This window comes from Entomomonas sp. E7T21 (genome assembly GCF_058693955.1).
On record NZ_CP191672.1, the window covers coordinates 1,236,908 to 1,259,883 of the forward strand.

Genomic DNA, 22,976 nt, shown 5'->3' on the forward strand with positions numbered 1-22,976 from the left:
AAGAACATAGATTTTTTTATTAGGGCGAGATAAAGTATTATTTTAAAGAGGTAGTTATAATTTTTAGGGTCAGGTGATTTAAAACTATTTTTAACTATTGAAAAAAATTTAGTTATTTACTAGAGGATATCTTTTAAGAAAAAACAACCGCCATAGTGGAATTAAATAAAGATAGCAAGCTAGTACAATAGATAGGGTAGGCGCGCCAACGGTTATAAGGGGGGCTGCGCAGGCTACTGACCATGGGATAAGGGGAGAGACTACTACCGCTGTATCTTCTAGATTGATGGCTAGTTCTTTATTATCTGTTGTTAAGTCCCTGCAAAGCAAGTAGGTTAGGATAATAGTGAGGGTTTGGTTACAGCTAATAATGGCTGTACAAAATGATGTAAGCAGGGTACTGCCAAAAACATTTAGGTATTTAGAAGAGGCAGCAATAGAGCTCTTTAAGCCTTTTAAAATATCTGTTCCACTAAAGATACCCGAGTAAGTGGCAGAAATACACACAATGGCTATTACTTTTAACATGGTGAGTATACCACCACCATTAAAGATTACAGCCAGTTCAGCATTATCTATTTGGTAGCCCCATACCATAATCTGTATTAGCTCGCTTACGGGGATATTTTGCATAAATACACAAAGCAAACAGCTAACGATGACACAACTAGACATTAACCATAACACTCTTATTTTGAATAGGGCTAGAAAAATAATAAGTATCGCTGGTAATAACACTATCCAATGCAGATTAAAATAATCTGGGATTAAATCGAGCACTGCTAAGGTTTGCGGTGTTGCTGTAGTTGTTAAGCCAAGTAATAGATAAATGGCGCAAGTCACGATAAAAGGCACAAGACTGGTTTTTATCATTAGCTTTATATTTTGGTAAATATTGGTTTGGGTGAGAGTACTTATCAGCAGTGCACTGGTTGATACTGGGGAACAACGATCACCCACATAAACGCCTGATAAAATAGCACCGCCTACCAGTACTTCATTAATCCCCATAATATTACCAAGGCTCATACAAATAATGCCGATGGTTGCGGATGTTCCCACAGCAGTACCTGTAATAATAGAGATTAGGCAGTTAAGTAAAAATACAATTAAAATAAATAATGAAGGAATAATCAGGTGGGATGAGGTGTAGGTAATAAAGGGAATAGTGCCAGAGGCTCGCCATGTAGCGGTTATTATTCCCACCAATATAAGTACCAGTAAAATAACTTTTATTTGGTAAACGCCTTGTAGTGACATTCGCATAACTTCTTTAAAGCTATGCTTTTTTAGTAATCCATAGCAGAAGAAAAGAATATAGCCCACTAGTAAAGCATATAAAACAGATAAGTTAGCTAATAGACAAAATAGTAAGGCAAGGCCAAATAGGCTAATAACGATTAGTTCCATGATTGCGTATAGGATTTTGTAGTGGTTGCTATCAATTTAAATTTGGCTGCTTGAGTGGATAGTTACATTCTATATTGTGTACACAAGTATGCCATGCTCTATTAAAGAGTTCTAGTATTCGTAGTAGGTTATGTGAATTATCTGGATGACTTCTATTCAGGCAAATAGTTGGGGTTACTTTGAAATGATTATTAACTATCTTTAAAGTTAATTTAACTAACCTATTACCTGCGTCAATCTTTTCTCAAATTCACATTTACCAGCCACTAAAAAGGGCATAGACTTTTCACTAAGTTGTAGTCAGATATAGCATTTTTGCTAAGGAAGCAGGTGAAATTCCTGCGCAGCCCCCGCTGCTGTAAGGTGGACGAATCTGTTGTAACCACTGAGGAAACTCGGGAAGGAACAGAGGAGGATGAAGCCAAGCCAGAAGACCTGTCTGATTACAGAAGAATACCCCCTTCGGTGGGAAGGGTTATATCTATGAAATATTTATTTTCTCTATATAACCTTACCTGCATGAAGCGAGGAATATTTGTTACCTAACAAATTAAGGTTATAACGATGAATATAAGATTCAAGCGTTTATCAGTAATTGGCGGGGCGGCCTTACTGGTATTATTTCCGCAGCAAGCTTTTGCAATGCATATTATGGAAGGGTTTCTACCACCTGTTTGGGCTGGTACTTGGTGGGCAATCTATATTCCTTTTTTAATTTTGGGCATTTATCAATTAAAGAAAATATCTACAGGCAGTACTGATAAAAAAGTATTACTAGCACTTTGTGCCGCTTTTGTGTTTGTGCTTTCTTCTTTAAAAATGCCATCAGTTACGGGTAGTTGTTCTCATCCTACGGGTGTTGGTTTAGGGGTGGTGATGTTTGGCCCTTGGGTGATGGCTGTTTTAGCAGGTATTGTTTTATTATTCCAAGCCTTGTTTTTAGCCCATGGAGGGTTAACCACTTTAGGCGCTAATGGTATGTCAATGGCAGTATTTGGCCCTGTGGTTGGTTACTACATTTGGCGAATTTCATGCAAATTTAAAATCCGTAAAGATGTCGGGGTGTTTTTATGCGCCTTTACTGCGGATATCGTTACTTACTTTGTCACTTCTATTCAGTTAGCAGGCGCTTTCCCAGATCCACAATTAGGTTTTGTGGCCGCAGCCACTAAATTTATGAGTATTTTCTGCTTAACACAAATCCCTATTGCCATTGCTGAGGGGTTATTAACAGTTATTATTTATAATGTTATTACTGAGCGTAAAATTGCACCAGCAGGGGGCTTTACACAATGAAAAAGAATCTGTTGTTATTAACCATTGTGGTAATTATGTGTTTAGTTCCCTTTTTCCTCCCTTCCAATAAAGGGGCAGAGTTCAGTGGTGCAGATGGTCAAGCTGAGGAGGCTATTACCCAAAGCCATCCTGATTATGAACCATGGTTTGAGTCTTTCTTTGAGCCTGCTAGTGGTGAGGTAGAGAGTTTGTTATTTACCTTACAAGGCTCCATTGGTACAGGGATAATTTGCTATATTTTAGGCTTTTATCGCGGTAGAAGGCCAAAGACTGATGTTAGAAATTGATCATTATGCTTATCAAAGTCGCTGGCGCGAAATAAATCCGCTAACTAAGGCATTAGCCTATATTGTTTTATTGCTAGTGGCTTTGTGTTCAATAGGATTAGTTCAATTAATTATTTTAGTTGTGCTAGCACCTATCACTTGTTATGTGACGCGTATTAGTTTTAGCAAATACTGTCGATGGATGATGGTTCCTTTTGCTTTTCTGATGGTGAGTGTAGTAGGTATTTTGTTATCGTTTGACTGGAGTAATAGTCGGATGTTAGCTAGTTTCCATATTGGTTCCCTGTATATTGGCGTTAGTGCTGAATCGTTATGGGTTGCCCAAAATGCCTTTTTTCGTAGTTTATCTTGTTTAGCCGTCACTTATTTATTTGTGCTAACCACACCCTTTGATCAGTTAATTCAAATTGGTAAAAAAATTCATATGCCTAAAGCATTATTGGAAATTATTTTACTGACTTATCGATTTATTTTTATCTTTTTAGATGAAGTGTCTGCTATTAAACGCGCACAAACATTACGTTTTGGTTATATCTCACCTAGAACCAGTTATCGTTCTTTGGGTATGTTGATAACCATGTTACTTAGCCGAGTTTTAACTCGTTATAGTCAAATGACTATAGCCTTAGAAACTAAGCTATTTAAGGGTGATTTTCACCTTTAAGGTTGGAATAGAAGTATATGTTATCAACAAACAACGTTAGTTTTAAATATGAGCAAGGTGACTGGGCATTAGAGGATATTAGCTTAAGTTTATCATCGGGTAAGGTAACAGGGCTAATTGGTGCCAATGGTTCAGGTAAGTCTACCTTATTTATGATTTTGCTAGGTATTTTAAAACCTAATGCTGGTGAAGTGTGCTGGAATGGCAAACCCATCAGTTATAAAAAGCAAGATTTATATCAATTACGACAAAACGTATCCATTGTTTTTCAAGACCCAGATCAGCAAATTTTTTATACCGATATACGCAGTGATATTGCTTTTAGTTTACGTAATTTAGGGGTAACTGAAGATGAAATCACTAGGCGAGTTAATAACGCTTTGGCGTTAGTAGATGCGCAACATTTTGCAGATCAACCTATTCAGTATTTAAGTTTTGGACAGAAAAAACGGGTGGCTATTGCAGGCGCATTAGTACTAGATGCCCCTTGTATTTTGTTGGATGAACCTACCGCAGGCTTAGACCCGATGGGGCGACAACATATTATTGAAATTCTGCAAAGGGTAGTAGCAGAAGGGAAACAAGTAGTTATTTCTAGCCATGATATTGATTTGATTTATCAAGTCTGTGATGAGGTTTATGTGCTGAATCAAGGACGTTTATTAACACAGGGCGCAACTCAGCAAGTATTTCTAGAAAGTGATTTAATCAAGCAAGCAGGCTTGGTACAACCTTGGTTAGTTAGGTTACATTTAGAGAAAGGTTTACCGTTGTATCGCAATGAGCAGGAATTTTTTAATAGTCAGGATAAATTATGCTAACCATTATTAATCAGCATATTGTGTTAAAGCCATTATCTTTAGAGGATAGTAGTAATATCTTTCAGGTTATTAATAATGAGCGTAGTTATTTACGGCAGTGGTTACCTTTTGTAGACGCTTCACAAGAAGAACAAACCATTAAAGAATATATTGAAGGTGTTTTAGGTTTAGAAAATACGCCACAGTTTACTATTTATGAACAAGACCAATTAATCGGTTTAGTTGGTTTTAAAGATAACGATACTCTAAATCACAAAATAGAAATTGGTTATTGGTTATCTGAAAAGGCGCAAGGGCGGGGCATAATGACTGCTGCCGTAGCTGCTTTACTTGATATGGCATTTACCACATTAGCGCTAAATAGAGTACAAATAAAGGTAGCAGTAGCTAATAGCAAAAGTCGTAGCATTCCAGAAAGATTAGGTTTCTCCTTAGAGGGTATTGAACGAGATGGAGAATTATTGGTTGATGGTGTTTTCACGGATTTAGCTATTTATAGCTTATTAAGACGAGAGTATCAGCCTAGTATAAACAGTAGAGATAACTAAAAATGATTAATGGGCATGGTGATGATGGTTATCAATATCCAAAAATTATAGCTAATTTTAGTTCTAATGTTTATCACCAAACAGATTTATCAGGGTTAGAACAATACTTAACACAGCATATTGATGTTATTCATGGTTATCCTGAACCTGATGCGGTTTCTGTGAGAGAGTTATTAGCAGCGCAAACTAATATTGCAGCAGCTTGTATCTCCGTTACCAATGGTGCAACAGAAGCGATTTATCTGATTGCGCAAGCATTTCGCGGTAGTAAAACAACCATTGTATCGCCTGTATTTAGTGAGTATGCGGATGCTTGTGAGATACATCAACATCAACTACAACATGTTTTTGATCTGCATGATATTGCACCGCAAACAGAATTATGTTGGTTATGTAGTCCTAACAATCCAACGGGTGAAGTTTATTCGGAGCAGCAATTACTTACTTTATTTAAGCAGTATCCAACCACTTATTTTGTAGTTGATCAATCCTATGCAGCGTTTGCTATAGATGCATTATTGGCAATTGATAAAGTGATTCAATACCCTAATGTGATAGTGTTGCATTCAATGACTAAACAGTTTGCTATTCCGGGTTTACGCTTAGGTTATTTGGTGGCTAATAGTGATTTGCTCGCGCGCATTAATTATTTTCGGATGCCTTGGTCGGTTAATAGTTTAGCAATTGTGGCAGGCAACTATTTATTGCAACATGCTAATGAGTTACAGGTTGATTTATTAGTCCTACTGCAACAAACCAAACAATTACAGCAAGCCCTAGCAGCCTTTAAACAATTACAGGTTTTACCTACTCAAACCCATTACTTTTTAGTGAAATTATTAAATGGTAAAAGTGCTGCAGAGTTAAAAAACTATTTAGCTAATAAACATCATTTATTAATTCGTGATGCGGCTAATTTTGTTGGTTTAGATAAACATTATTTTAGGGTGGCTAGTCAGAGTGTAGCGCAAAATAATTTGCTAGTAGCTGCCATTAGTGAATGGCTAACAGAGCAAGAGTGATGAAAAAAATAACCTTAGTAACAGGTGGACAGCGATCAGGCAAAAGTAGTTTTGCTGAAAAGTTAGCGTTATCGTTAAGCGCGAATCCTATTTATATAGCTACTTCTCGTATTTGGGACGAGGAGTATCGGCAACGTATTGAAAGACATCAATTAGCACGTGGTGATCAATGGACAAATATTGAGGAAGAAAAAAAATTATCACAGCATGATGTGACTAATAAAGTGGTGTTGGTAGATTGCGTTACTTTATGGGCCACTAATTATTTTTTTGATTTAGACAGTGCTATTGAACAGGCGTTAATAGAGCTAAAGCAAGAGTTTGCTTTATTTACACAACAAAATGCACAGTTTATTTTTGTGACCAATGAAATTGGTTTAGGTGGCACACCAGAAAATACCTTACAAAGAAAGTTTACCGATTTATTAGGCTGGTTAAATCAATATATTGCGCAGCAGGCTGATGAAGTTTATTTCACAGTGGCAGGCATACCGATGAAAATTAAGGGGTAGTGATGAGAAGTTTTGTGATTAATAAACCAGATGAAGCGATTTGCTCCTTATTACAAGATAAGATTGATAACCTAGCTAAGCCGAAGGGTTCGTTAGGCATATTAGAAAAAATAGCTGCACAAGTAGGCACTATTCAACAAAGTTTATCACCGAAATTAACTAACCCTCACCATATTTTATTTGCTGCGGATCATGGCATAGCTGAATCAGGGGTTAGCCCTTCGCCAAAAGCCATTACATGGCAACAAGCCCTTAATTTTGTTGAGGGTGGTGGTGGTATCAATATTTTTGTACGACAACATGGATTTAAGTTATTAGTAGTTGATGCAGGTGTTGACTACGATTTTGAGGCAGATACAGGGGTAATTGATCGTAAAATTAGTAAAGGTACCGCTAATTTTCTTTATCAAGCAGCCATGACCGAACAGCAAATGGAGCAGGCTATTAACACTGGAGTGGAGTTAGTTGAGCAATGTCATCAAGCAGGTTGTAATATTATTTCTTTTGGTGAATTAGGCATTGCTAATACCTCTCCATCTTCTATCTGGATGAGCTATTTAACAGGTATCGATTTAAAACAATGTGTAGGAGCTGGGTCAGGTTGGGCTTCTGAGGGTACATTGCGTAAATATCAAGTATTGCAACAAGCAGTGGATAACTATCGGGGGGATGGTTCTACCCTAGATATTATGCGTTATTTTGGTGGCTATGAAATGGTGATGACCGTAGGTGCTATGCTAAGAGCTGCCGAGTTAGGGATGGTTATTTTGATAGATGGTTTTATTATGACCAACTGTGTTTTAATGGCTGCTAAGTTTTATCCTCATATTATTGATTATGCGATTTTTGGTCATCAGGGTGAAGAAACAGGTCATAAACTGCTATTAGATTATATGGGTGTGCAATCATTGTTGCAGTTACAGTTTAGATTAGGTGAGGGAACAGGTGCAGTATGTGCCTTTCCATTGGTTGAATCAGCAGTGCGAATGATGAATGAAATGAAATCTTTTGCAAAGGCGGAAGTTACTCCGATTACCAAATGTTAGCATTTATTGCCGTTATTATTTTTTTTACGCGACTACCTTTTTTTAGGAATCGGATGATTCCTGACGAGTACTTTAAAAATATTATCTATTATTGGTCAATGGCGGGTTGGTTAACTGCCTCGGTAATGGCTATGGTACTGTATTTAAGTAGTCTATTATTCCCTATAGCAGTAGCTGTTATGCTAGCGATAGCCAGTAGGTTATTATTAACAGGTGCACTACATGAAGATGGCTTAGCTGATTTTTTTGATGGCTTTGGTGGTGGAATTTCTAAAGAGCGTATCTTGGCTATTATGAAAGATAGCCATATAGGTTGTTATGGTGTATTGGGTTTAATTGTTTATTTTCTTTTATTATTCACTTTATTAAGTGCTTTACCTGTGTATTTGGCTTGTTTAGCTATCTTAGTAGCTGATCCATTTTGTAAAGGATTATCTTCTTTTATTACCGTCCGTTTAAGCTATGCTCGTACCGCTGAAACCAGTAAAGTAAAAGTTGTTTATGATGATATTAAAACTAAGTATTTTTTATATTCAATCAGCTTTGCTTTAGTGCCATTATTAATAATCTTTGGCATTGTTTCACCCGTTTACTACCTATCAATACTTTTACCTATTGCAGTATTTTTTCTATTAACTGCTTTTATGCAAAGTAAAATACAAGGTTATACAGGCGATTGTGCAGGGGCTTTATTTTTAATGACAGAGTTGTCTTTTTACTTGTCATTTGTTGCGTTAGTAGGATTAGTATGAAGCTCTATTTTATTCGTCATACAGCGGTAGATGTGCCGCAAGGTATTTGCTATGGCTGGAGTGATGTGGGTTTAAAGGATAGTTTTAACGATGAAGCTACCGTAGTATTTGAGCAGATTAAACAGATTAAGTTTGATCATGTTTTTACTAGCCCATTAAGTCGCTGTACCAAGTTAGCTAATTATTGTGGTTTTACTAATGCTATTACGGATCATCGTTTAAAAGAACTTAATTTTGGTGATTGGGAAATGCAAAAGTGGGATGATATTCAAGACCCTAATTTACAAAACTTTTATAATGATTGGATAAATACTGCCACCACCAATGGCGAATCATTCCAAGATTTATATAAGCGCTTTATTGAGTTTATTAATACTTTACCAACGACAATCGAAAAAGCAGCCATCTTTACTCATGGTGGTATTATTAACTGTGCCCGTGTTTATGCAGGGGTGACAACCATAGAAAATATGTTTAATAATGCGCCTAGCTATGGTTCTATTACGCCATTAACTATTTTTCCTAACTGCAATTTGAATAAAGGCTAACATTATGCAAAAGCTTTCACCCCTTATGTTTGTTGGTACAGGTAGTGATGTTGGGAAAAGTATTATTACCGCAGGATTTTGTCGTATCTTTAAACAGGATGGTTATACTCCAGCACCTTTTAAAGCACAGAATATGGCTAATAATTCCTATGCTACGGAAGAGGGCTTAGAAATAGGCAGAGCGCAAGCAGTACAGGCGGAAGCGGCAGGGGTGGCTTGTCATACCGATATGAATCCATTATTGCTCAAGCCTTCATCAGATCATACTTGCCAAGTAGTATTAAATGGTAAGCCCATAGGTAATCAAAATGCTTATCAATATTTCCGAACAGAAGGCAGGGAGGAGTTGAGAGCAGAGGTAAATGCGGCTTTTGATCGTTTAGCAAGCAGCTATAATCCTGTAGTAATGGAGGGTGCAGGTAGTATTTCGGAGATCAATTTAAGGGAAGTTGATCTAGTTAATATGCCAATGGCTATTCACGCTAAAGCCAGTGTCATCTTGGTAGCAGATATTGATCGTGGTGGTGTATTTGCCAGCGTTTATGGTTCTATTATGCTACTTACAGAAGAAGAACGAAAATACGTAAAAGGTATATTAATTAATAAATTTCGTGGTGATATTCGACTGTTTGAATCGGGTATTAAAATACTCGAAGATTTATGTGGTATTCCTGTGGTGGGTGTAGTGCCTTACTATAAAGATATTCATATTGAAGAAGAAGATTCTGTTGCACTACATACTAAGCAAATTCAAGCATCCCATGGTAAGGTTAATGTGGTAGTGGTACTATTAAGGCATATGTCTAACTTTACCGATTTTAATCGTTTAGAGCGAGACCCAAGAGTTCATTTATATTACAGTAGTAATGTAGATGAAATTGCCAAAGCAGATATTATTTTATTGCCTGGTAGTAAAAGCACCTTAGATGATTTATATGAGTTACGTCGTAATGGAGTAGCACAAAGTATTTTAAAAGCCCATCGAGCTGGCGCTACGGTAGTAGGTATTTGTGGTGGTTTCCAAATGATGGGGCAGGAGATTTGTGACCCTGACCATGTGGAAGGTTCTATTGAACGATTACCAGGTTTAGGATTATTACCCGTATCTACCAAGATGCTAGGTGAAAAAGTAACACGGCAAGTTAAATTTAACTTTCAACAATCTGCTAGCCTTTGTGATGGTTATGAAATCCATATGGGAATTACCACCCCAATGGATGATAATCCCACATCACCTGTCAATCACTTAACGGATAATACAACCGATGGTTATCTATTGAATAATAAATGCTTTGGTACTTATATTCACGGTATTTTAGATAATGCAGAGGTTATTGATTATTTACTAGAGCCTTATGCTGATAAGCTAACAGAACAACCGTTTGACTATACCGCCTTTAAAGACCAACAATACGATAAATTAGCCGACCATATCCGCCAGCATGTAAATGTTGATTTGGTTTATCAGTTGATGGAGAAATAATTTTTATACTTTTTAAAATTGGTTTTGGATACCGTTAAGAAAAATATAAACAATATTATTCTATATATCTTCCCGCTATTGCTTTATAAATCTGATTTTCATATTGAATAAGTTGATAGCGATTAGACAGTAAAGATATTTTAGTATTGGTTTCTGTATTGAGTGCATCTAGCCAATCTTTAAGTTCACCTGCACCTTGTTGATATCTAATATCATAATACTGTGTGATCTCTACATCATAATTATATTTATCTTGTAAATTGGCTAATGATGCTTGAGCATTTGAGTAATTATAATAGTAGGTACTAATTTCATTTAAGGCTGTGGTAATAGCTTTTTCTAGGTCAAGTCTTATACCTTCATAATCTTCTTTAGAAATTTTTACACGCCAGCGTATTCTATTCCAGTCTAAAAAAGGAAGATCAATACTGACATTACCTGCTGCCATTGGTAAGTCAAAAGTAGTTCGTGCTTTATCAGATGAGCTATTAACAGCAGCACCTAAGGTTATAGTTGGATACCAACTTTTTTCAGTGGCTTTTAAATCGAGTGCAGCTTTCTGTAAGCGGTATTCAGCAGCGCGTAGGTCTGGTCTGTTAGCGATCACTGAAAGAGGAACATTTAAATCTACTTTAGGTAGTTGTAATGTTAATAGATCAGGATAATTAATTAATAAGGATTCTGTTGGTTTTAAATTCAGTAAATCACGTAATGTTTGTTCGGTGGTCTTTAATTGGTTTTGTAAATCAATAAGGCTATTTCTAGCATTTAAAATCGCTTGTTTAGCCTGTGCAGGATCTAATGAGGACACTCTGCCATATTGGTATTTATATGAAACTAGCTGACTAATTTGTTGATAGTTTTCTATATTTTGTTCAGTGATAGTAATCGCTTGATGTAAATATAGAAGGTGGTAATAAGCATCTACCACGTTATTTATTAAAGCTAAGCGAGTGGTTTCTCGATCTTGAATAGTGGCTGCATATTCCCATTGTTGTGCAGAAACAGTATTAGCAATTTTTTGCCATAAATCTACTTCATAGCTAACATTAATTTTTCCAGAGAAAGAGCGTGTTGATGCATCGCCTGTTTTAAGGCTTTTTTGGATGGAACCATCTGTTCCAGCAGAAAAAGTAGGTACTAAATCTTCTCCAATTAGATTGGCTTGGTATAAAGCTCTATTAATATCAATAGCCCGTTTTGCTAAATCAATATTATTGCTCATGGCTAATTCAATAAGCCGATTAAGCTGTTGATCATTGTAAACCTTCCACCAATGATCATCGATTTTATAACGCTTAAGAATATCCTCTGTTAACTGAACACGTTCTTTTAATTGCTCATCAGGATTTTTGGTAGATGTACAACCTACAACAAGCAGTATAAAAACACATGTAATTAGTGTAACGGTGCATTTATTCATTATCGTTTTCTTCATTCCCTTGAAAGAGCAACAATTGGATTAAGTTTGGAGGCATTACGAGCCGGCATAAATCCAAAAATAATACCGATAGCCGTTGAGCAACACAATGCTAGTATAATAGACTCGATTGAAAAAACGAGCGGAAAATCACTAAATAATAGACTAAAAATAACACCAATTAAATAAGAAAGGCCAATGCCTAATATACCGCCAATTAAGCAAATTAATATAGCCTCAATTAGAAATTGTTCTAAAATACTGTGTTCTCTTGCACCAATAGCCATGCGTATACCAATTTCTTTGGTTCTTTCGGTTACCGACACCAACATAATATTCATTACACCTATACCTCCTACAATCAAAGAAATTAAGGCAATACAAGATATTAATAGTGTCATGGTATCGGTGGTACTTTCTATGGTTTGTTTAATCGCATCCATATTCGCGGTGTAAAAATCTGTTTTTTCATGTTTAATAGTTAGAAATTTAGTAATACCGCTATCAGCAATTTGGGTATTAATATTCTCTTTAACTTTCACAATAATGGAAGATATATTGCTGCTACCTGCGATTTTACTCATGGTAGTTGTGTAAGGCATCCATAGTTCTAGATTATTACTGCTAGCCATAAAACCACTGTTAGGTACAGTAACGCCAACCACTTCGAAAGGTTGTTTATTAAATAGAACAACTTTTCCTATAGCAGAAGATGAAGGAAAAAGTCTTTGCTGGGTGTTATGATCGATAACAACAACCGAATTATTATTAACCACATCCTCTAAATTAAAAAATCTACCTTCAGCAATCTGTTGGCCTTTAATATAAAAATATTGTTCGTTAACACCTGTAACCTGACTATTGACCGAAATATTGTTAAAAACCAAAGTGCCTGATGAGGTAATAGTAGGGCTTGCGCCATCAATATAACTTAATTTTGCCAGTTCTTTAGCATCATCATCGGTTAAAGTAGTCACCCTTCCTGAGTACATATCACCAGCGCCACTACCCGCATAAATAGTGATAGTATCTGTGCCTAATGAGTTAATATCAGATAGAATTTTTTGTTGCGAACCTCTACCCAATGCAACAACAGTGACTACGGAAGCTATGCCGATAATAATTCCTAGCATTGTTAGTATAGAGCGAAGTTTGTGTGCCACAATTGCTTGAATAGACATTTTAAAAGACTCAAATAACTGGTCTTTATAAAAAACAAAAGGGTTGTATTTTATAGGCTGCTTTTTTGCTTCAATAGGCGTGTTAGGCTGATTTTGCTTGCGAGTATCTGCAATAATCTCACCATCTTTTATTTCTATAATACGATGAGCATAACTTGCAATCTGTTGATCATGAGTTACTAATATAATGGTATGTTGTTGCTGATGCAGCTCTTTTAAAATATCCATAACCATTTCACCACTGTGTGAGTCTAGTGCTCCAGTAGGTTCGTCGGCTAAGATAATTTCACCACCATTCATTAATGCGCGCGCAATACTTACTCTTTGTTGTTGCCCACCTGATAGTTCATTAGGTTTATTTTTTAATTTATCGGGTAGGTTTAAATCATTTAATAATTTTGTTGCTTTATTAGTACGTTCTGTATGATCGACACCTAAATAAATAGCTGGTAATGCAACATTATCTAATGCCGATAAATTAGCTAATAGGTTATAACGTTGAAAGATAAAACCAAATTTTTCTCCACGAACTTGAGCTAACTCATTAGACGTCATGCTACTGGTTTCAATATTATCTATTTTATAGGAGCCAGAGGAGGGCGTATCAAGACAACCTAGTGTATTCATCAAAGTTGTTTTACCTGAACCAGATTGCCCAACAATAGCTATAAACTCTCCAGCCTCAATGGCAAGGTTTATATCTTTCAGAACGTGAGTTCTATTATTACCCTCACCAAAATATTTATTGAGATTAGTAACTTCAATCATAGCCATTTATATAATCTCAACTACATGCGTTGTACACTAGACATGACTTTGTTATGCATTTCTGCTGAGGTCATTTGCATGGTAATGACTTGCTCACCTCCTTGTAAGCCAGATAGTACTTGTGCATTTATATTATCGGATAATCCTATAGTTACCTTTTTAGTGCTTACAGTGATTCCATCAGCTTCTAACACATCAACATAAGTATTATCACCTTGTCCCTTTAATGCTACTTTGGGAACTAGTAAAACATCTTCTGCACTGGCAATCGTAATCGTATTTTGAGTAGTCATGCCTATACGTAATTTATTTGCTTCGTTAGGTACAATCACATTAGCATAATAGTAAACAGCTGTGTTTGCTTCTGTAGAACCGTTATAGTCGCCTTTGGTGAGGGATATTAAGCCAGGATCTATGCGATTCAGTTTTCCTTGATAAACAGTATTAGGTTCTGAAAGAATGGTATAACTAACCTCCATATTTGGTTGTATTTTTGTTATATCTCCTTCAGAAATCTGCATTTTGATTTCCATTTTGGATAAATCAGCTATTTTTACAATAGTTGGTGTTGTTTGATTGGAGTTAACTGTTTGACCTTCTTCGATAGGGGTTGAAACAATAGTTCCATCTAATGGTGCTATAATTTTGGTATATCCCAAATTAGTTTCAGCATTATTAACTTCTATTTGTGCTTGCACAATTTGCGACTTCATCTCTGTTACACTTGCTCGAGCTGATGCTAAGGCATCTTCTGCGGATTCAAGATTTTCATCTGAAGTGGCATTATGTTTTTTTAAGTTTTTTTCTCGAGTATATTTTTTTTGAGCGACTCTTAACGCTATTTCTCTGGATACTAATTGTGCTTTGTAGGTTTCTAATCTGGCTTTATTAATATTTAATTCGTTGATTTGTGTAATAGAGTCAATATCCGCAATTTTATCGCCTTTTTTAACTTTTTGACCTAGTTTTACATATAGCTTTGTTATTTGGCCTGAAACTTGAGCACCTACTGTTACTAACTGGACAGCCCCAACTTCGCCAGAGGTATTAACAGTTCTTTTAATAGTGCCCACACGAACAGGTTCTGTAATGTAGCTAACTTCATCAGAAGTAGAAAAAAATGCAGAATAACACCAATAAATTAAGCCCAACAATATTAGGAGAGAAACGACTATTTTTATTCCCTTCTTCATTCCAGTTCCTTATATCTATTTTTACATTGAATTATATATTGGCATTCGTTTATATCAATTGTAATTTTAGATAATTATGCGATTCTATCTTATAAAGATAAAATTTTGGGCTGATTGTCTACAGCCTGTTATTGAGTGATAACTAAATTTATTTATGAGTTAGTTAATAATAGATATTTTTAATAATACCAAAGAGTTATCCTTATTGCCAATACTTCTTATCCTTAAACAATACCGCAAAGATAACTCTCACCAATGAAAGATTGATATAGTTGAATATCAATTCATAGGCGCTGGACAACCACTGAATTTAGAGGTGTATGTAGTGGTCATTTGAGCTTGATAAATACCATTTACATATTCACTTCTTTTCCAATGGCAAGCTTTTATGTATTGTAAAAAGCCTGTTTTAACAAGTGAAGTGCCTGTTAAAACCCAAGGTTGATCAGCTAGTTCTGCTTGTGCTGGAACTGCCATAACTGCAAATAAGGCAACAGTGCCTGCCAAAATAATTTTTTTCATCTTCATTTCTCCATAATTTCGATGATTAAAAAAACACACCCTTGTAGAAGAAAATCTACAAAAATGTGACTAACAGAGTAACCTAGTAAGATATTAATGATAATTATACCAATGTCTTATACATTATATTGGGTTAATGATATATAAGCTATTGATTATGTGATGAATATAATACCTATTAGAGTTCACATTATAACTAGACTAATATCAATGTGGTATGAGTATTAATTAATCTTTAATATAATGATTATAAACATATTTTAAGAAAAACTCATACCATTGTTTAGAAAGCAAAATAGCTACAATATTATTTCTTTTTAAGTTAAATATTTTGATTTATAAGTTTTTAGTGATTAAAAATTTTCTTTTAAAAGGTTAATTGAAGATTAAACCTGTCTCAATTTTGAATAATATGGACTTTGTCTAGAGTATAACAACCATGACTTTCATTATATTTAGAGAGCCTCTTATTTTATTAGGTAAATAATATTAAAGATAAAAATTACTTCAATATCAAAGTCTTAAATCATTGCATGGAAAATTAATAAGCTATTGCTTTTATCAATGTTTAATTGTCTTTATACTATAGTCTAATAATAAGAGATAGTTTAGTAGCATAATTAAGTTTTATTTAATATTGAATAAATAAAATGATATTGATGTATTTGGCTATTGCGGTTTGAAGGAGTTAAAAAGTGTTTAGTGTAGCTAATGAAACCATCTACTCATTGCAAATAGAAGGGTTAGAGAGTTCTGGTTTGCAAGTATTGAGTTTTGATGGTATTGAAGGAATGAATGCTGAGTATGCCTTTGAAGTTACACTTGTTCATAATCATTTACGATTTGATATAACACAGCTTCTTTCCAAACCAGCTTATCTTTCATTTACAGCAGATGGCCAGCAAGGGATTCATGGTGTTATTCATAGTGTAAAGCGTGGGGCTGTTGGTAATCACTATGCTCAATTCAAAGTAATACTTGCTCCTCGTTTTAGTCATCTTTACAAAAGAGTAAACCAACGTCGTTGGGTTGAAAAAACAGTACCAGAAATTATCACCTCTATTCTCAATGAGCATGCCATGCAACAAGGTGATAAAAATGGTTTTGAATTTAAACTTAAAGAAACTTATGCACCTCGTGAGTTTTGTGTACAGTATGATGAGAATGATGCTGACTTCATTCATCGCTTATGTGAAGAAGAAGGATGGGGTATTACATATAACTTTACCAATACCTCACATCAAATGGTTTTTAGTGATGCTCAACCATTTCTACCCTCACTAGCAGAAGCAATTCATTATGCTAGTGATACAGGTTTTGTAGCAGACCATCCTGTGCTTAAGCGTTTTGATGTAGGATTAAGTAGCGCTACTAAAACAGCGAGTTTTAGAAACTATAATTTTACTAATATGAAAATCCCCGAGGGTACATCAGAAGGGAAACTTAGTAAAAAAGCTAATGAAGCAGTAGAACCAGATCTAGAAAGCTACGATTATCCAAATCCACATATGGATAAAGCCAAAGCTGACCAACTTTCAAAAATAGAGATTGAACGATTAAGAGCAAGTCATATTCTAGCGGAAGCTTACTCTGATGTACCAACGCTGCACGCAGGTTACTTCTTCATAATAGAAGATTATCCAGCATTAGATACTTTAGATACCACACAACCATGGCTAGTTAAACAAATCCTCCATCAGGCAAGACAACCTCAAGTACTAGAAGCATGGGGAGGGGAGAGCTCGGCCAATACAACTACCCTTGAAGCATTATACAATACACTTCAGAAGTATTTTAGACATCCTATTGTTGAAGAGTTAGAGTTCCCTTATGAAGACTATCGACAAGGTTATCGTAATTGTCTAGTTGCTACTCCACAGGCAGTTACTTACCGACCAGCAAGACTACATAGAAAACCTCAAGTATTAGGATCACAAACAGCTATTGTTACAGGTGCTGCAGGTGAGGAGATCTACTGTGATGAGTATGGTCGAGTTAAAGTACAATTTCATTGGGATAGAGAAGGCTCTTATGATGAAAATAGCTCTTATTGGATCAGAGTAGCCAGCAACTGGGCACATGATGGTTATGGTACGGTAGTTATTCCTAGAGTTGGAATGGAGGTAATGGTCAGCTTCTTAGAAGGTGACCCAGATTCCCCTGTAATTACAGGGGCAGTCCATAACGGTGTTAATAAAGTACCTTATGATCTACCAGCCAACAAGACTAGAAGTGTATTTAAAACCAGTTCTTCAAAAGGCGGTGTAGGTTCTAACGAGCTTCGTATTGAAGACAAGGCAGGGCAAGAACAAATATTTGTACAAGCCCAAAAAGATTTTGATCAGCTTACAAAAAATAACCACACTGTGCAGGTCAACAATAACTCACATCTTCAGGTTCAAAATGAACATAGCGAAACGATTGTTAAGAACCGTTACCAGCACCAACAAAGTGAAGAACACCATTTAACTCAGTTAGATCGTAAAACTCAAATAATGATGAACGATCATAAAACAGTAGGGATAAGTGAACATACCACTATTGGTACAGTGCAAACTATTGAAGCGGGGCAAGAAATCCATCTTAAATCAGGTATGCAAACAGTTATTGATGGAGGTTTAAGTTTAACCCTAAAAGCAGGTGGTCAACATATTGTATTAAATCCAGCAGGTATCTGGATGACCATGCCAGTATGGACAGGTGGTGTTCCAATGGCAGGTACGCCAGCAACGCCATTACTGCCTTTAAATAAAAATAAGGCTGTAGAGTCAACTAGTTCACCTGTAGCGCAACGGCAAGCTTTATTGAAAGCTCAACCTCGTTGTGAGATTTGCGAACAAATGGCTGCACAAGCTAAGGAAAATGCATAATGGCTCGATATACTTATGCACTTGTTGACGGAGTTATGCGACAAACAGCAATACGTGAGTTGTACTCAAAAAAGGAACCATTACAAACCATACCACTGTATATCAATACGCCCTATAAAGACAATTATGATCTTGGTCCAATATTGGTATCAGCGTTAGATGGTTCTAATTTAATTAATGAAATAAAACAAAGTTGGACTAACAGTGCAACCATTATTCATAGCAATGAATATCTACAAACAGTAGCAGATCATCTAAAACAGATAATTACAGTGACAGATGAAACAAATAGCAAAGCCCTATTTAGATTTGCAGACCCACTAATTACTTGGTATTGGCTAAATAGCTATGGGCAAAATGCACTACCAGACATCATGGGGCCTATTAATACATGGCAAGTGCCTGTACCAGTTGCTAAGTGGCAACAACCAGCTATAGAGTGGCAAACTTTTGAAAATCCACAAACAGAACCTTTAAAGATTCAGCTTGACTACCTAAATGAACCTCAAGTTGAGGCACTTAATAATGCGGCTGCTTTCAAATTAAAAAATGAAATCTATGAAACTTGCCTAGAAATAATGCCTAATTTCTTTGAAAATCAGCCAGAAAGCAAAATTAGCCAATGGATGGAATTGCAACATAAAAAAGCGACAGAATTTGGTGTTATTAGTAATCGTAGCTATGCAATGTGGTATGTCATGGCTATGGAGTTTGGTAATGATTTTGCATCCAAACCACAAGGCATTTATCAAAGCTGGTTGGCATCGCAACCAAAGTACAAAGGGCTTCCAGCAGAAGTCAATATACAACATTTTTTTGATGAGCGTACCCAGCCTAGTGAAGCAGTAACAATGGAGATAGTATAATGGGAAATACAGCACAAACTAATAGAAATGATACAGTAAGAGCTAGGCACGATAATACTGCAAGTGGAAGTGGTCAATGTCCTAATCAGGTTACTGAAATCAAAATATTTCCTGTACGCTATGCAGTAGATGAAAATTTCTTTTTAGAAGACCTATCTCAACTAGATCAGCCACAAGATTGGAAAAAAATAATAACTACCGCAAGTGAGCATGGCTTAAGCAAAGAATGGCTAGCTAAACACCCAGATTTAGATACACTCTTACCAACCCTTAGCAGCCGTAACTACAACTTACGGCAACTACGTTCAGGCTGGCTTTATGTTTGGACAAGTCAAAATAAACTGGAAGAATACCAAATCAAACCTGCTCAAAGCGTAGGTGGTAAACCAGAGTTTATCAAGGTTGACCTAGAAGCAAATAAAGATAAAGACGAAAGAACAGCAGCAGGGGAAGCGAGTCAGTTAATAACAGTTCCTAATACTGTAGTGTATATGGCCTACTCATCTGTGCAATGGTCATGGCGTATCTGTGAAAAAATGCAATCTGCTGTAAATAGCAGCAAATGGATGCGCAAATTTAATTTGCCAAACTACCTGCCAGAACATACTGACACACTAGAAAACCTTGCAAAAAATGTAGCAGATATTTTTCAAGGTCAACCGCAAACTAATTTCAAATCAAGTTTAACAACATCAAATGTAGAACATATAAATGAAACTAGAGAACTTGTTAGCAATATACCAGATATATCAATCTTAGCTGCCTCAGATAACAAACAAGCAGATATTATTGCCGCACTAGATGACCCATTCGGTATTATAGATGACCTATTATTGGGCTTAAGCTATGTAGTAACAGAAAAGACCAACTACGAAGAGCAAAACCAACGTAAAACGCGTATTGCAGAAATAGCCATTAGCCTAAGCGGCTTGGGTGTTGATGAGTTTCTTCCAGACCAAGTTAAAGAAGATCAAGAACAAAAATACCAATATCTAAAAGATCTAGTAAGTTTAGGCTACCTAGATGCGGCATACAATGCCTATCTAGAACGTGAGCAAAATAGAGTGGCTGCTGAGATGGATCCTCCTGCACCTTGGGGCGGTTTTAGTGGTTCTGAAAAACAATTTAATAGTGTAGCAAGAGCATTTCAAGCTAAATGGGCTAGTAAAGGGGGAGAGCCTAAAGAAAGTGCTACCGTTACCAGTGCAACAGGTGAAACACAAACTATCTTATGGTTAAATAAAGTAATTGAGTGGGATCGTTGTTCTAATTTAAGACGTCACCTTAAACTAGAAGAAGCATTAGACCATTTGGTTAAACGAGAACAAGCATTAAAAGCTTACCAATACTGCACAGATAATATGATTGCAGATCTTGTGCTATGGCTAGATAAACTATCTCCTGATGCCGATGAAATATTCCATGACACCACTGTTTTTCAACATTCAACAGAACTATTTGTTAATGCAGAAAAAATTATTAACCTTATCCAAGAAAATAGTCAAGGCAGTGAATGGCTGTTTGAACAACTCAAAAAACCTAACACCCTTTTTGGCTTAAGCTTTTTTAACTTTAATGAAGACCTCTACAAACTTTTTGTTCGTGTAGCGAGTGAAGCTAGCCAAGATTTAGCCATCAACCAAACAGGTGATAAATCAGGTACAGGTGGAGTAGAAATGAGTAGTCAACTAGGCTATAACATCTTTAGCCGAGTTAATGACACCATAGGCGCCTTATCCAATGAACATTTAAAAGATTTACCATTCTTTAGAGAGCTTAATGATGTTGCCAAGCGTAGCTATGCAGTTATGCAGCGCATGTCTATTGGTAATGCCCTAGGTAAAGCATATAACAATATGGTACTAGAATGCCTATTTAAATTTGCTTTAATGCAACCCAATGAACTACTACCCTATGCAAGCGTAATTACTCTAGCGCCTTCTAATGATATGAGCTTCTATAAAAATCTTCGTTTTAGAGAAGAGTTTCTTGTTTGGGCTGAGGATGTACGTAAATTAAATGCCGATATTAAAGCACTCTCTCAACAAAACGTAGAACTGAGTAGCAAAGGGCGCACGACTAAAGAAGAACACTTACGAGATAGGGAAACAATAAGGGCAAATCAACGTCAGCGTACAGAATTACAAAGGCAACTTGCACTAAGAAATGCACAAAAACCTATTCCTTTTGTAGCAACAGCAGGAACTATTAATACATCAGTAGGTACAGAAGAATTTTTCTATCGCCAAAGTGGCCAATACGAAGCAATGGAGCGTGCCTATGCTCGAGCACATTCAGCACTAGAGGCTAAAAGTATGGCGAGCCGCTTTGTTAGCCGATTTACTAATGAAGTCAAAGTTAACTTTTTACCCTTAGTGGCGGTGGTATGGAATCTCTACAATACAGCGGAGGCCATTAACCAAGCTAAAAGCTTCAGTAATACCAAAGATACCCTAACGATTACCAGTAATATTGGGTATCTAGGCCAATCTGTGATGACTCTCTGGATGGGGCCAGTATGGGATCGCTATTATAAATTGGCTAGGGGCGTGATTGATAGCACTAATGATATTCTTCGTAATCAAAATGCAAGAAAACTGCTTAGTTTAACAGTTAAAGATTTAGCAGCTCAAAATACTGGATTAGCAAGAATAGCTCCTAAGCTAATTGCACGGGTGGGTATTTTAAATGGTTTATTGGCGGTAGGCGCTTTAGCAGAAATTGGAACAACTTGGAAAGATGTTGAGAACTCATCAAATTGGTTTGAAGGGGCAGGACAAGTAGTAAAATTAGTTTCACTTATTGTTTCTGGTGGAGTTGGTACATTTGCAGCAAGTAATGCTATCTTATTTTTACTGTTTGATTGTGCTTTTGTAGTAGGAACATGGGTTACACCTGTATTATTTGTTGCAGGTATTGTTTATTTGGTAGCAACTATTTGGACACAATACTTCCATAGAGAGGGACTAGCCCTTTGGTTAGATAAATGTATTTGGGGAACAAAGTGTGAATCACAGGGTAATGATGAACAAACCCAACTTACCGAGTTAAAAGCATTGTATAAAATTTTACTAGAGCCAGCCGTACATCTAACCTATACCCAGCAATATAAAGGTCCACAATACGGTGGTAGAGGAGATATTCTATACCACAACCAAAAAATAACGGGTTTTTGGTTACAGTTTGCCTTACCTGTAGAATTAAAAGGCAATACCATTACCCTAAAAACCCTACTAATGGAAGATCGAATATTCTTTCGTGATGATGTACCACTAGAACAAGGCTATCAAACCTTTACTGATACCCTTGAACGTTGGGGTAGCTGGACAGATCCTAATAAGCCTTTAGGAGAAGGTTTACCTCTTAATCCACCAGCCACCTCTGAATACAGGGTAGAACCTTTTGATTATGAAGCCCATGATGATTTTAAACGCTATATCTATACCGCTTGGGTAGCTTATGAGTCTACTACTGATACTATCCTTAGTTTTAAACTGGAGTTCCCAATGAACTTTAATCAACCCGCTAGCTTACTTAATGCACCAGGTATAGAAGGTCAACCAGAAAATATAGATTTTAGCTATCAACAAGTATTACAGACAGGTACAATAGGTACAATAGAAGGCAAGAGTCAGCCTAGACATCTTACTATTGATGAAGGCAAGCAGGATGGAGCAGGTTTCCATATCAACAATCCTCAATACGCTAACCAGTTAAAAACTTACAGATTGATGGTAGGGCAGCCTATTACTGATAGGAAATAATAG

General features: G+C 36.3%; 19 protein-coding genes and 1 riboswitch. Of the genes, 14 read left to right on the plus strand and 5 right to left on the minus strand.

The features are described from left to right. Positions 1–108: 108 nt before the first annotated feature. Positions 109–1,410: a Na+/H+ antiporter NhaC family protein gene (locus ACQVD9_RS05915; protein ID WP_264745150.1), complete on the minus strand. Its 1,302-nt coding sequence runs from the start codon at positions 1,408–1,410 to the stop codon at positions 109–111. Positions 1,411–1,695: 285 nt separating this feature from the next. Beyond that, positions 1,696–1,867, plus strand: a riboswitch (cobalamin riboswitch). Between the two features lie 107 nt (positions 1,868–1,974). Here ACQVD9_RS05915 and ACQVD9_RS05920 point away from each other — a divergent pair. Genes ACQVD9_RS05920 through ACQVD9_RS05970 form a run of 11 tightly spaced genes read left to right on the plus strand, consistent with a single transcriptional unit; the run spans position 1,975 to position 10,389 of the window. Next, positions 1,975–2,706 (plus strand): energy-coupling factor ABC transporter permease, encoded by a 732-nt coding sequence (locus ACQVD9_RS05920; RefSeq protein WP_264745151.1) that lies wholly within the window; start codon positions 1,975–1,977, stop codon positions 2,704–2,706. Then, a complete protein-coding gene (locus ACQVD9_RS05925) occupies positions 2,703–2,993 on the plus strand; it encodes an energy-coupling factor ABC transporter substrate-binding protein (RefSeq protein WP_264745152.1) in 291 nt (96 codons plus the stop codon). The genes ACQVD9_RS05920 and ACQVD9_RS05925 overlap by 4 nt, the downstream gene beginning before the upstream one ends. Beyond that, complete coding sequence (gene cbiQ, locus ACQVD9_RS05930) at positions 2,980–3,657, plus strand: cobalt ECF transporter T component CbiQ (protein WP_264745153.1); 678 nt, start codon at positions 2,980–2,982, stop codon at positions 3,655–3,657. The genes ACQVD9_RS05925 and cbiQ overlap by 14 nt, the downstream gene beginning before the upstream one ends. Before the next feature lie 17 nt (positions 3,658–3,674). Beyond that, positions 3,675–4,478, plus strand: coding sequence for an ATP-binding cassette domain-containing protein (locus tag ACQVD9_RS05935; protein ID WP_264745154.1), 804 nt, complete (start codon positions 3,675–3,677; stop codon positions 4,476–4,478). After that, on the plus strand, positions 4,472–5,026 hold the full coding sequence (locus ACQVD9_RS05940; RefSeq protein ID WP_264745155.1) for a GNAT family N-acetyltransferase: 555 nt from the start codon (positions 4,472–4,474) through the stop codon (positions 5,024–5,026). The genes ACQVD9_RS05935 and ACQVD9_RS05940 overlap by 7 nt, the downstream gene beginning before the upstream one ends. A gap of 2 nt (positions 5,027–5,028) precedes the next feature. Next, positions 5,029–6,048 carry an aminotransferase class I/II-fold pyridoxal phosphate-dependent enzyme gene (locus ACQVD9_RS05945; RefSeq protein WP_264745156.1) on the plus strand — a complete coding sequence of 340 codons (1,020 nt, stop codon included), beginning with the start codon at positions 5,029–5,031 and terminating at the stop codon, positions 6,046–6,048. Next, positions 6,048–6,560, plus strand: coding sequence for a bifunctional adenosylcobinamide kinase/adenosylcobinamide-phosphate guanylyltransferase (gene cobU / locus ACQVD9_RS05950; protein WP_264745157.1), 513 nt, complete (start codon positions 6,048–6,050; stop codon positions 6,558–6,560). Before ACQVD9_RS05945 ends, cobU begins: the two co-directional genes overlap by 1 nt. 2 nt (positions 6,561–6,562) lie before the next feature. Further along, complete coding sequence (gene cobT / locus ACQVD9_RS05955) at positions 6,563–7,606, plus strand: nicotinate-nucleotide--dimethylbenzimidazole phosphoribosyltransferase (RefSeq protein ID WP_264745158.1); 1,044 nt, start codon at positions 6,563–6,565, stop codon at positions 7,604–7,606. Beyond that, on the plus strand, positions 7,600–8,358 hold the full coding sequence (gene cobS / locus ACQVD9_RS05960; RefSeq protein WP_264745159.1) for an adenosylcobinamide-GDP ribazoletransferase: 759 nt from the start codon (positions 7,600–7,602) through the stop codon (positions 8,356–8,358). The genes cobT and cobS overlap by 7 nt, the downstream gene beginning before the upstream one ends. Further along, entirely contained in the window at positions 8,355–8,906 is a 552-nt protein-coding gene (cobC, locus tag ACQVD9_RS05965) for an alpha-ribazole phosphatase (RefSeq protein WP_264745160.1), read from the plus strand. Before cobS ends, cobC begins: the two co-directional genes overlap by 4 nt. 4 nt (positions 8,907–8,910) lie before the next feature. Then, on the plus strand, positions 8,911–10,389 hold the full coding sequence (locus ACQVD9_RS05970) for a cobyric acid synthase (RefSeq protein WP_264745161.1): 1,479 nt from the start codon (positions 8,911–8,913) through the stop codon (positions 10,387–10,389). Between the two features lie 55 nt (positions 10,390–10,444). On the opposite strand, the gene tdeA is transcribed toward ACQVD9_RS05970, so the two are convergent. From tdeA to ACQVD9_RS05990, 4 genes are all read right to left on the minus strand, one after another. After that, entirely contained in the window at positions 10,445–11,812 is a 1,368-nt protein-coding gene (tdeA, locus tag ACQVD9_RS05975) for a toxin/drug exporter TdeA (RefSeq protein WP_264745162.1), read from the minus strand. An 11-nt stretch (positions 11,813–11,823) separates the two neighbouring features. Then, positions 11,824–13,764, minus strand: a complete 1,941-nt coding sequence (locus tag ACQVD9_RS05980; RefSeq protein ID WP_264745163.1) for a MacB family efflux pump subunit — start codon at positions 13,762–13,764, stop codon at positions 11,824–11,826. 14 nt (positions 13,765–13,778) lie between these two features. Then, complete coding sequence (locus ACQVD9_RS05985; protein ID WP_264745164.1) at positions 13,779–14,951, minus strand: efflux RND transporter periplasmic adaptor subunit; 1,173 nt, start codon at positions 14,949–14,951, stop codon at positions 13,779–13,781. A gap of 279 nt (positions 14,952–15,230) precedes the next feature. Then, positions 15,231–15,473, minus strand: a complete 243-nt coding sequence (locus tag ACQVD9_RS05990) for a hypothetical protein (RefSeq protein ID WP_264745165.1) — start codon at positions 15,471–15,473, stop codon at positions 15,231–15,233. 695 nt (positions 15,474–16,168) lie between these two features. Here ACQVD9_RS05990 and tssI point away from each other — a divergent pair. Genes tssI through ACQVD9_RS06005 form a run of 3 tightly spaced genes read left to right on the plus strand, consistent with a single transcriptional unit; the run spans position 16,169 to position 22,973 of the window. After that, the gene (gene tssI / locus ACQVD9_RS05995) at positions 16,169–18,343 is read left to right on the plus strand and encodes a type VI secretion system tip protein TssI/VgrG (protein WP_264745166.1); all 2,175 of its coding nucleotides are present in this window, start codon (positions 16,169–16,171) and stop codon (positions 18,341–18,343) included. Beyond that, a complete protein-coding gene (locus tag ACQVD9_RS06000) occupies positions 18,343–19,209 on the plus strand; it encodes a DUF4123 domain-containing protein (protein WP_264745167.1) in 867 nt (288 codons plus the stop codon). The genes tssI and ACQVD9_RS06000 overlap by 1 nt, the downstream gene beginning before the upstream one ends. Beyond that, complete coding sequence (locus tag ACQVD9_RS06005; protein WP_264745168.1) at positions 19,209–22,973, plus strand: T6SS effector BTH_I2691 family protein; 3,765 nt, start codon at positions 19,209–19,211, stop codon at positions 22,971–22,973. The genes ACQVD9_RS06000 and ACQVD9_RS06005 overlap by 1 nt, the downstream gene beginning before the upstream one ends. Positions 22,974–22,976: the final 3 nt, after the last annotated feature.

Bases quoted from the DNA above. Each gene is read 5' to 3' on its own strand.
- ACQVD9_RS05940 (WP_264745155.1), top strand. From the start codon at position 4,472: ATGCTAACCATTATTAATCAGCATATTGTGTTAAAGCCATTATCTTTA.
- ACQVD9_RS05990 (WP_264745165.1), bottom strand. From the start codon at position 15,473: ATGAAAAAAATTATTTTGGCAGGCACTGTTGCCTTATTTGCAGTTATG.
- cbiQ (WP_264745153.1), top strand. From the start codon at position 2,980: ATGTTAGAAATTGATCATTATGCTTATCAAAGTCGCTGGCGCGAAATA.
- ACQVD9_RS05980 (WP_264745163.1), bottom strand. From the start codon at position 13,764: ATGGCTATGATTGAAGTTACTAATCTCAATAAATATTTTGGTGAGGGT.
- ACQVD9_RS05925 (WP_264745152.1), top strand. From the start codon at position 2,703: ATGAAAAAGAATCTGTTGTTATTAACCATTGTGGTAATTATGTGTTTA.
- cobS (WP_264745159.1), top strand. From the start codon at position 7,600: ATGTTAGCATTTATTGCCGTTATTATTTTTTTTACGCGACTACCTTTT.
- cobC (WP_264745160.1), top strand. From the start codon at position 8,355: ATGAAGCTCTATTTTATTCGTCATACAGCGGTAGATGTGCCGCAAGGT.
- ACQVD9_RS05985 (WP_264745164.1), bottom strand. From the start codon at position 14,951: ATGAAGAAGGGAATAAAAATAGTCGTTTCTCTCCTAATATTGTTGGGC.
- ACQVD9_RS05915 (WP_264745150.1), bottom strand. From the start codon at position 1,410: ATGGAACTAATCGTTATTAGCCTATTTGGCCTTGCCTTACTATTTTGT.
- cobU (WP_264745157.1), top strand. From the start codon at position 6,048: ATGAAAAAAATAACCTTAGTAACAGGTGGACAGCGATCAGGCAAAAGT.
- tdeA (WP_264745162.1), bottom strand. From the start codon at position 11,812: ATGAATAAATGCACCGTTACACTAATTACATGTGTTTTTATACTGCTT.
- ACQVD9_RS05945 (WP_264745156.1), top strand. From the start codon at position 5,029: ATGATTAATGGGCATGGTGATGATGGTTATCAATATCCAAAAATTATA.
- ACQVD9_RS06005 (WP_264745168.1), top strand. From the start codon at position 19,209: ATGGGAAATACAGCACAAACTAATAGAAATGATACAGTAAGAGCTAGG.
- ACQVD9_RS05970 (WP_264745161.1), top strand. From the start codon at position 8,911: ATGCAAAAGCTTTCACCCCTTATGTTTGTTGGTACAGGTAGTGATGTT.
- ACQVD9_RS05920 (WP_264745151.1), top strand. From the start codon at position 1,975: ATGAATATAAGATTCAAGCGTTTATCAGTAATTGGCGGGGCGGCCTTA.
- ACQVD9_RS05935 (WP_264745154.1), top strand. From the start codon at position 3,675: ATGTTATCAACAAACAACGTTAGTTTTAAATATGAGCAAGGTGACTGG.
- ACQVD9_RS06000 (WP_264745167.1), top strand. From the start codon at position 18,343: ATGGCTCGATATACTTATGCACTTGTTGACGGAGTTATGCGACAAACA.
- cobT (WP_264745158.1), top strand. From the start codon at position 6,563: ATGAGAAGTTTTGTGATTAATAAACCAGATGAAGCGATTTGCTCCTTA.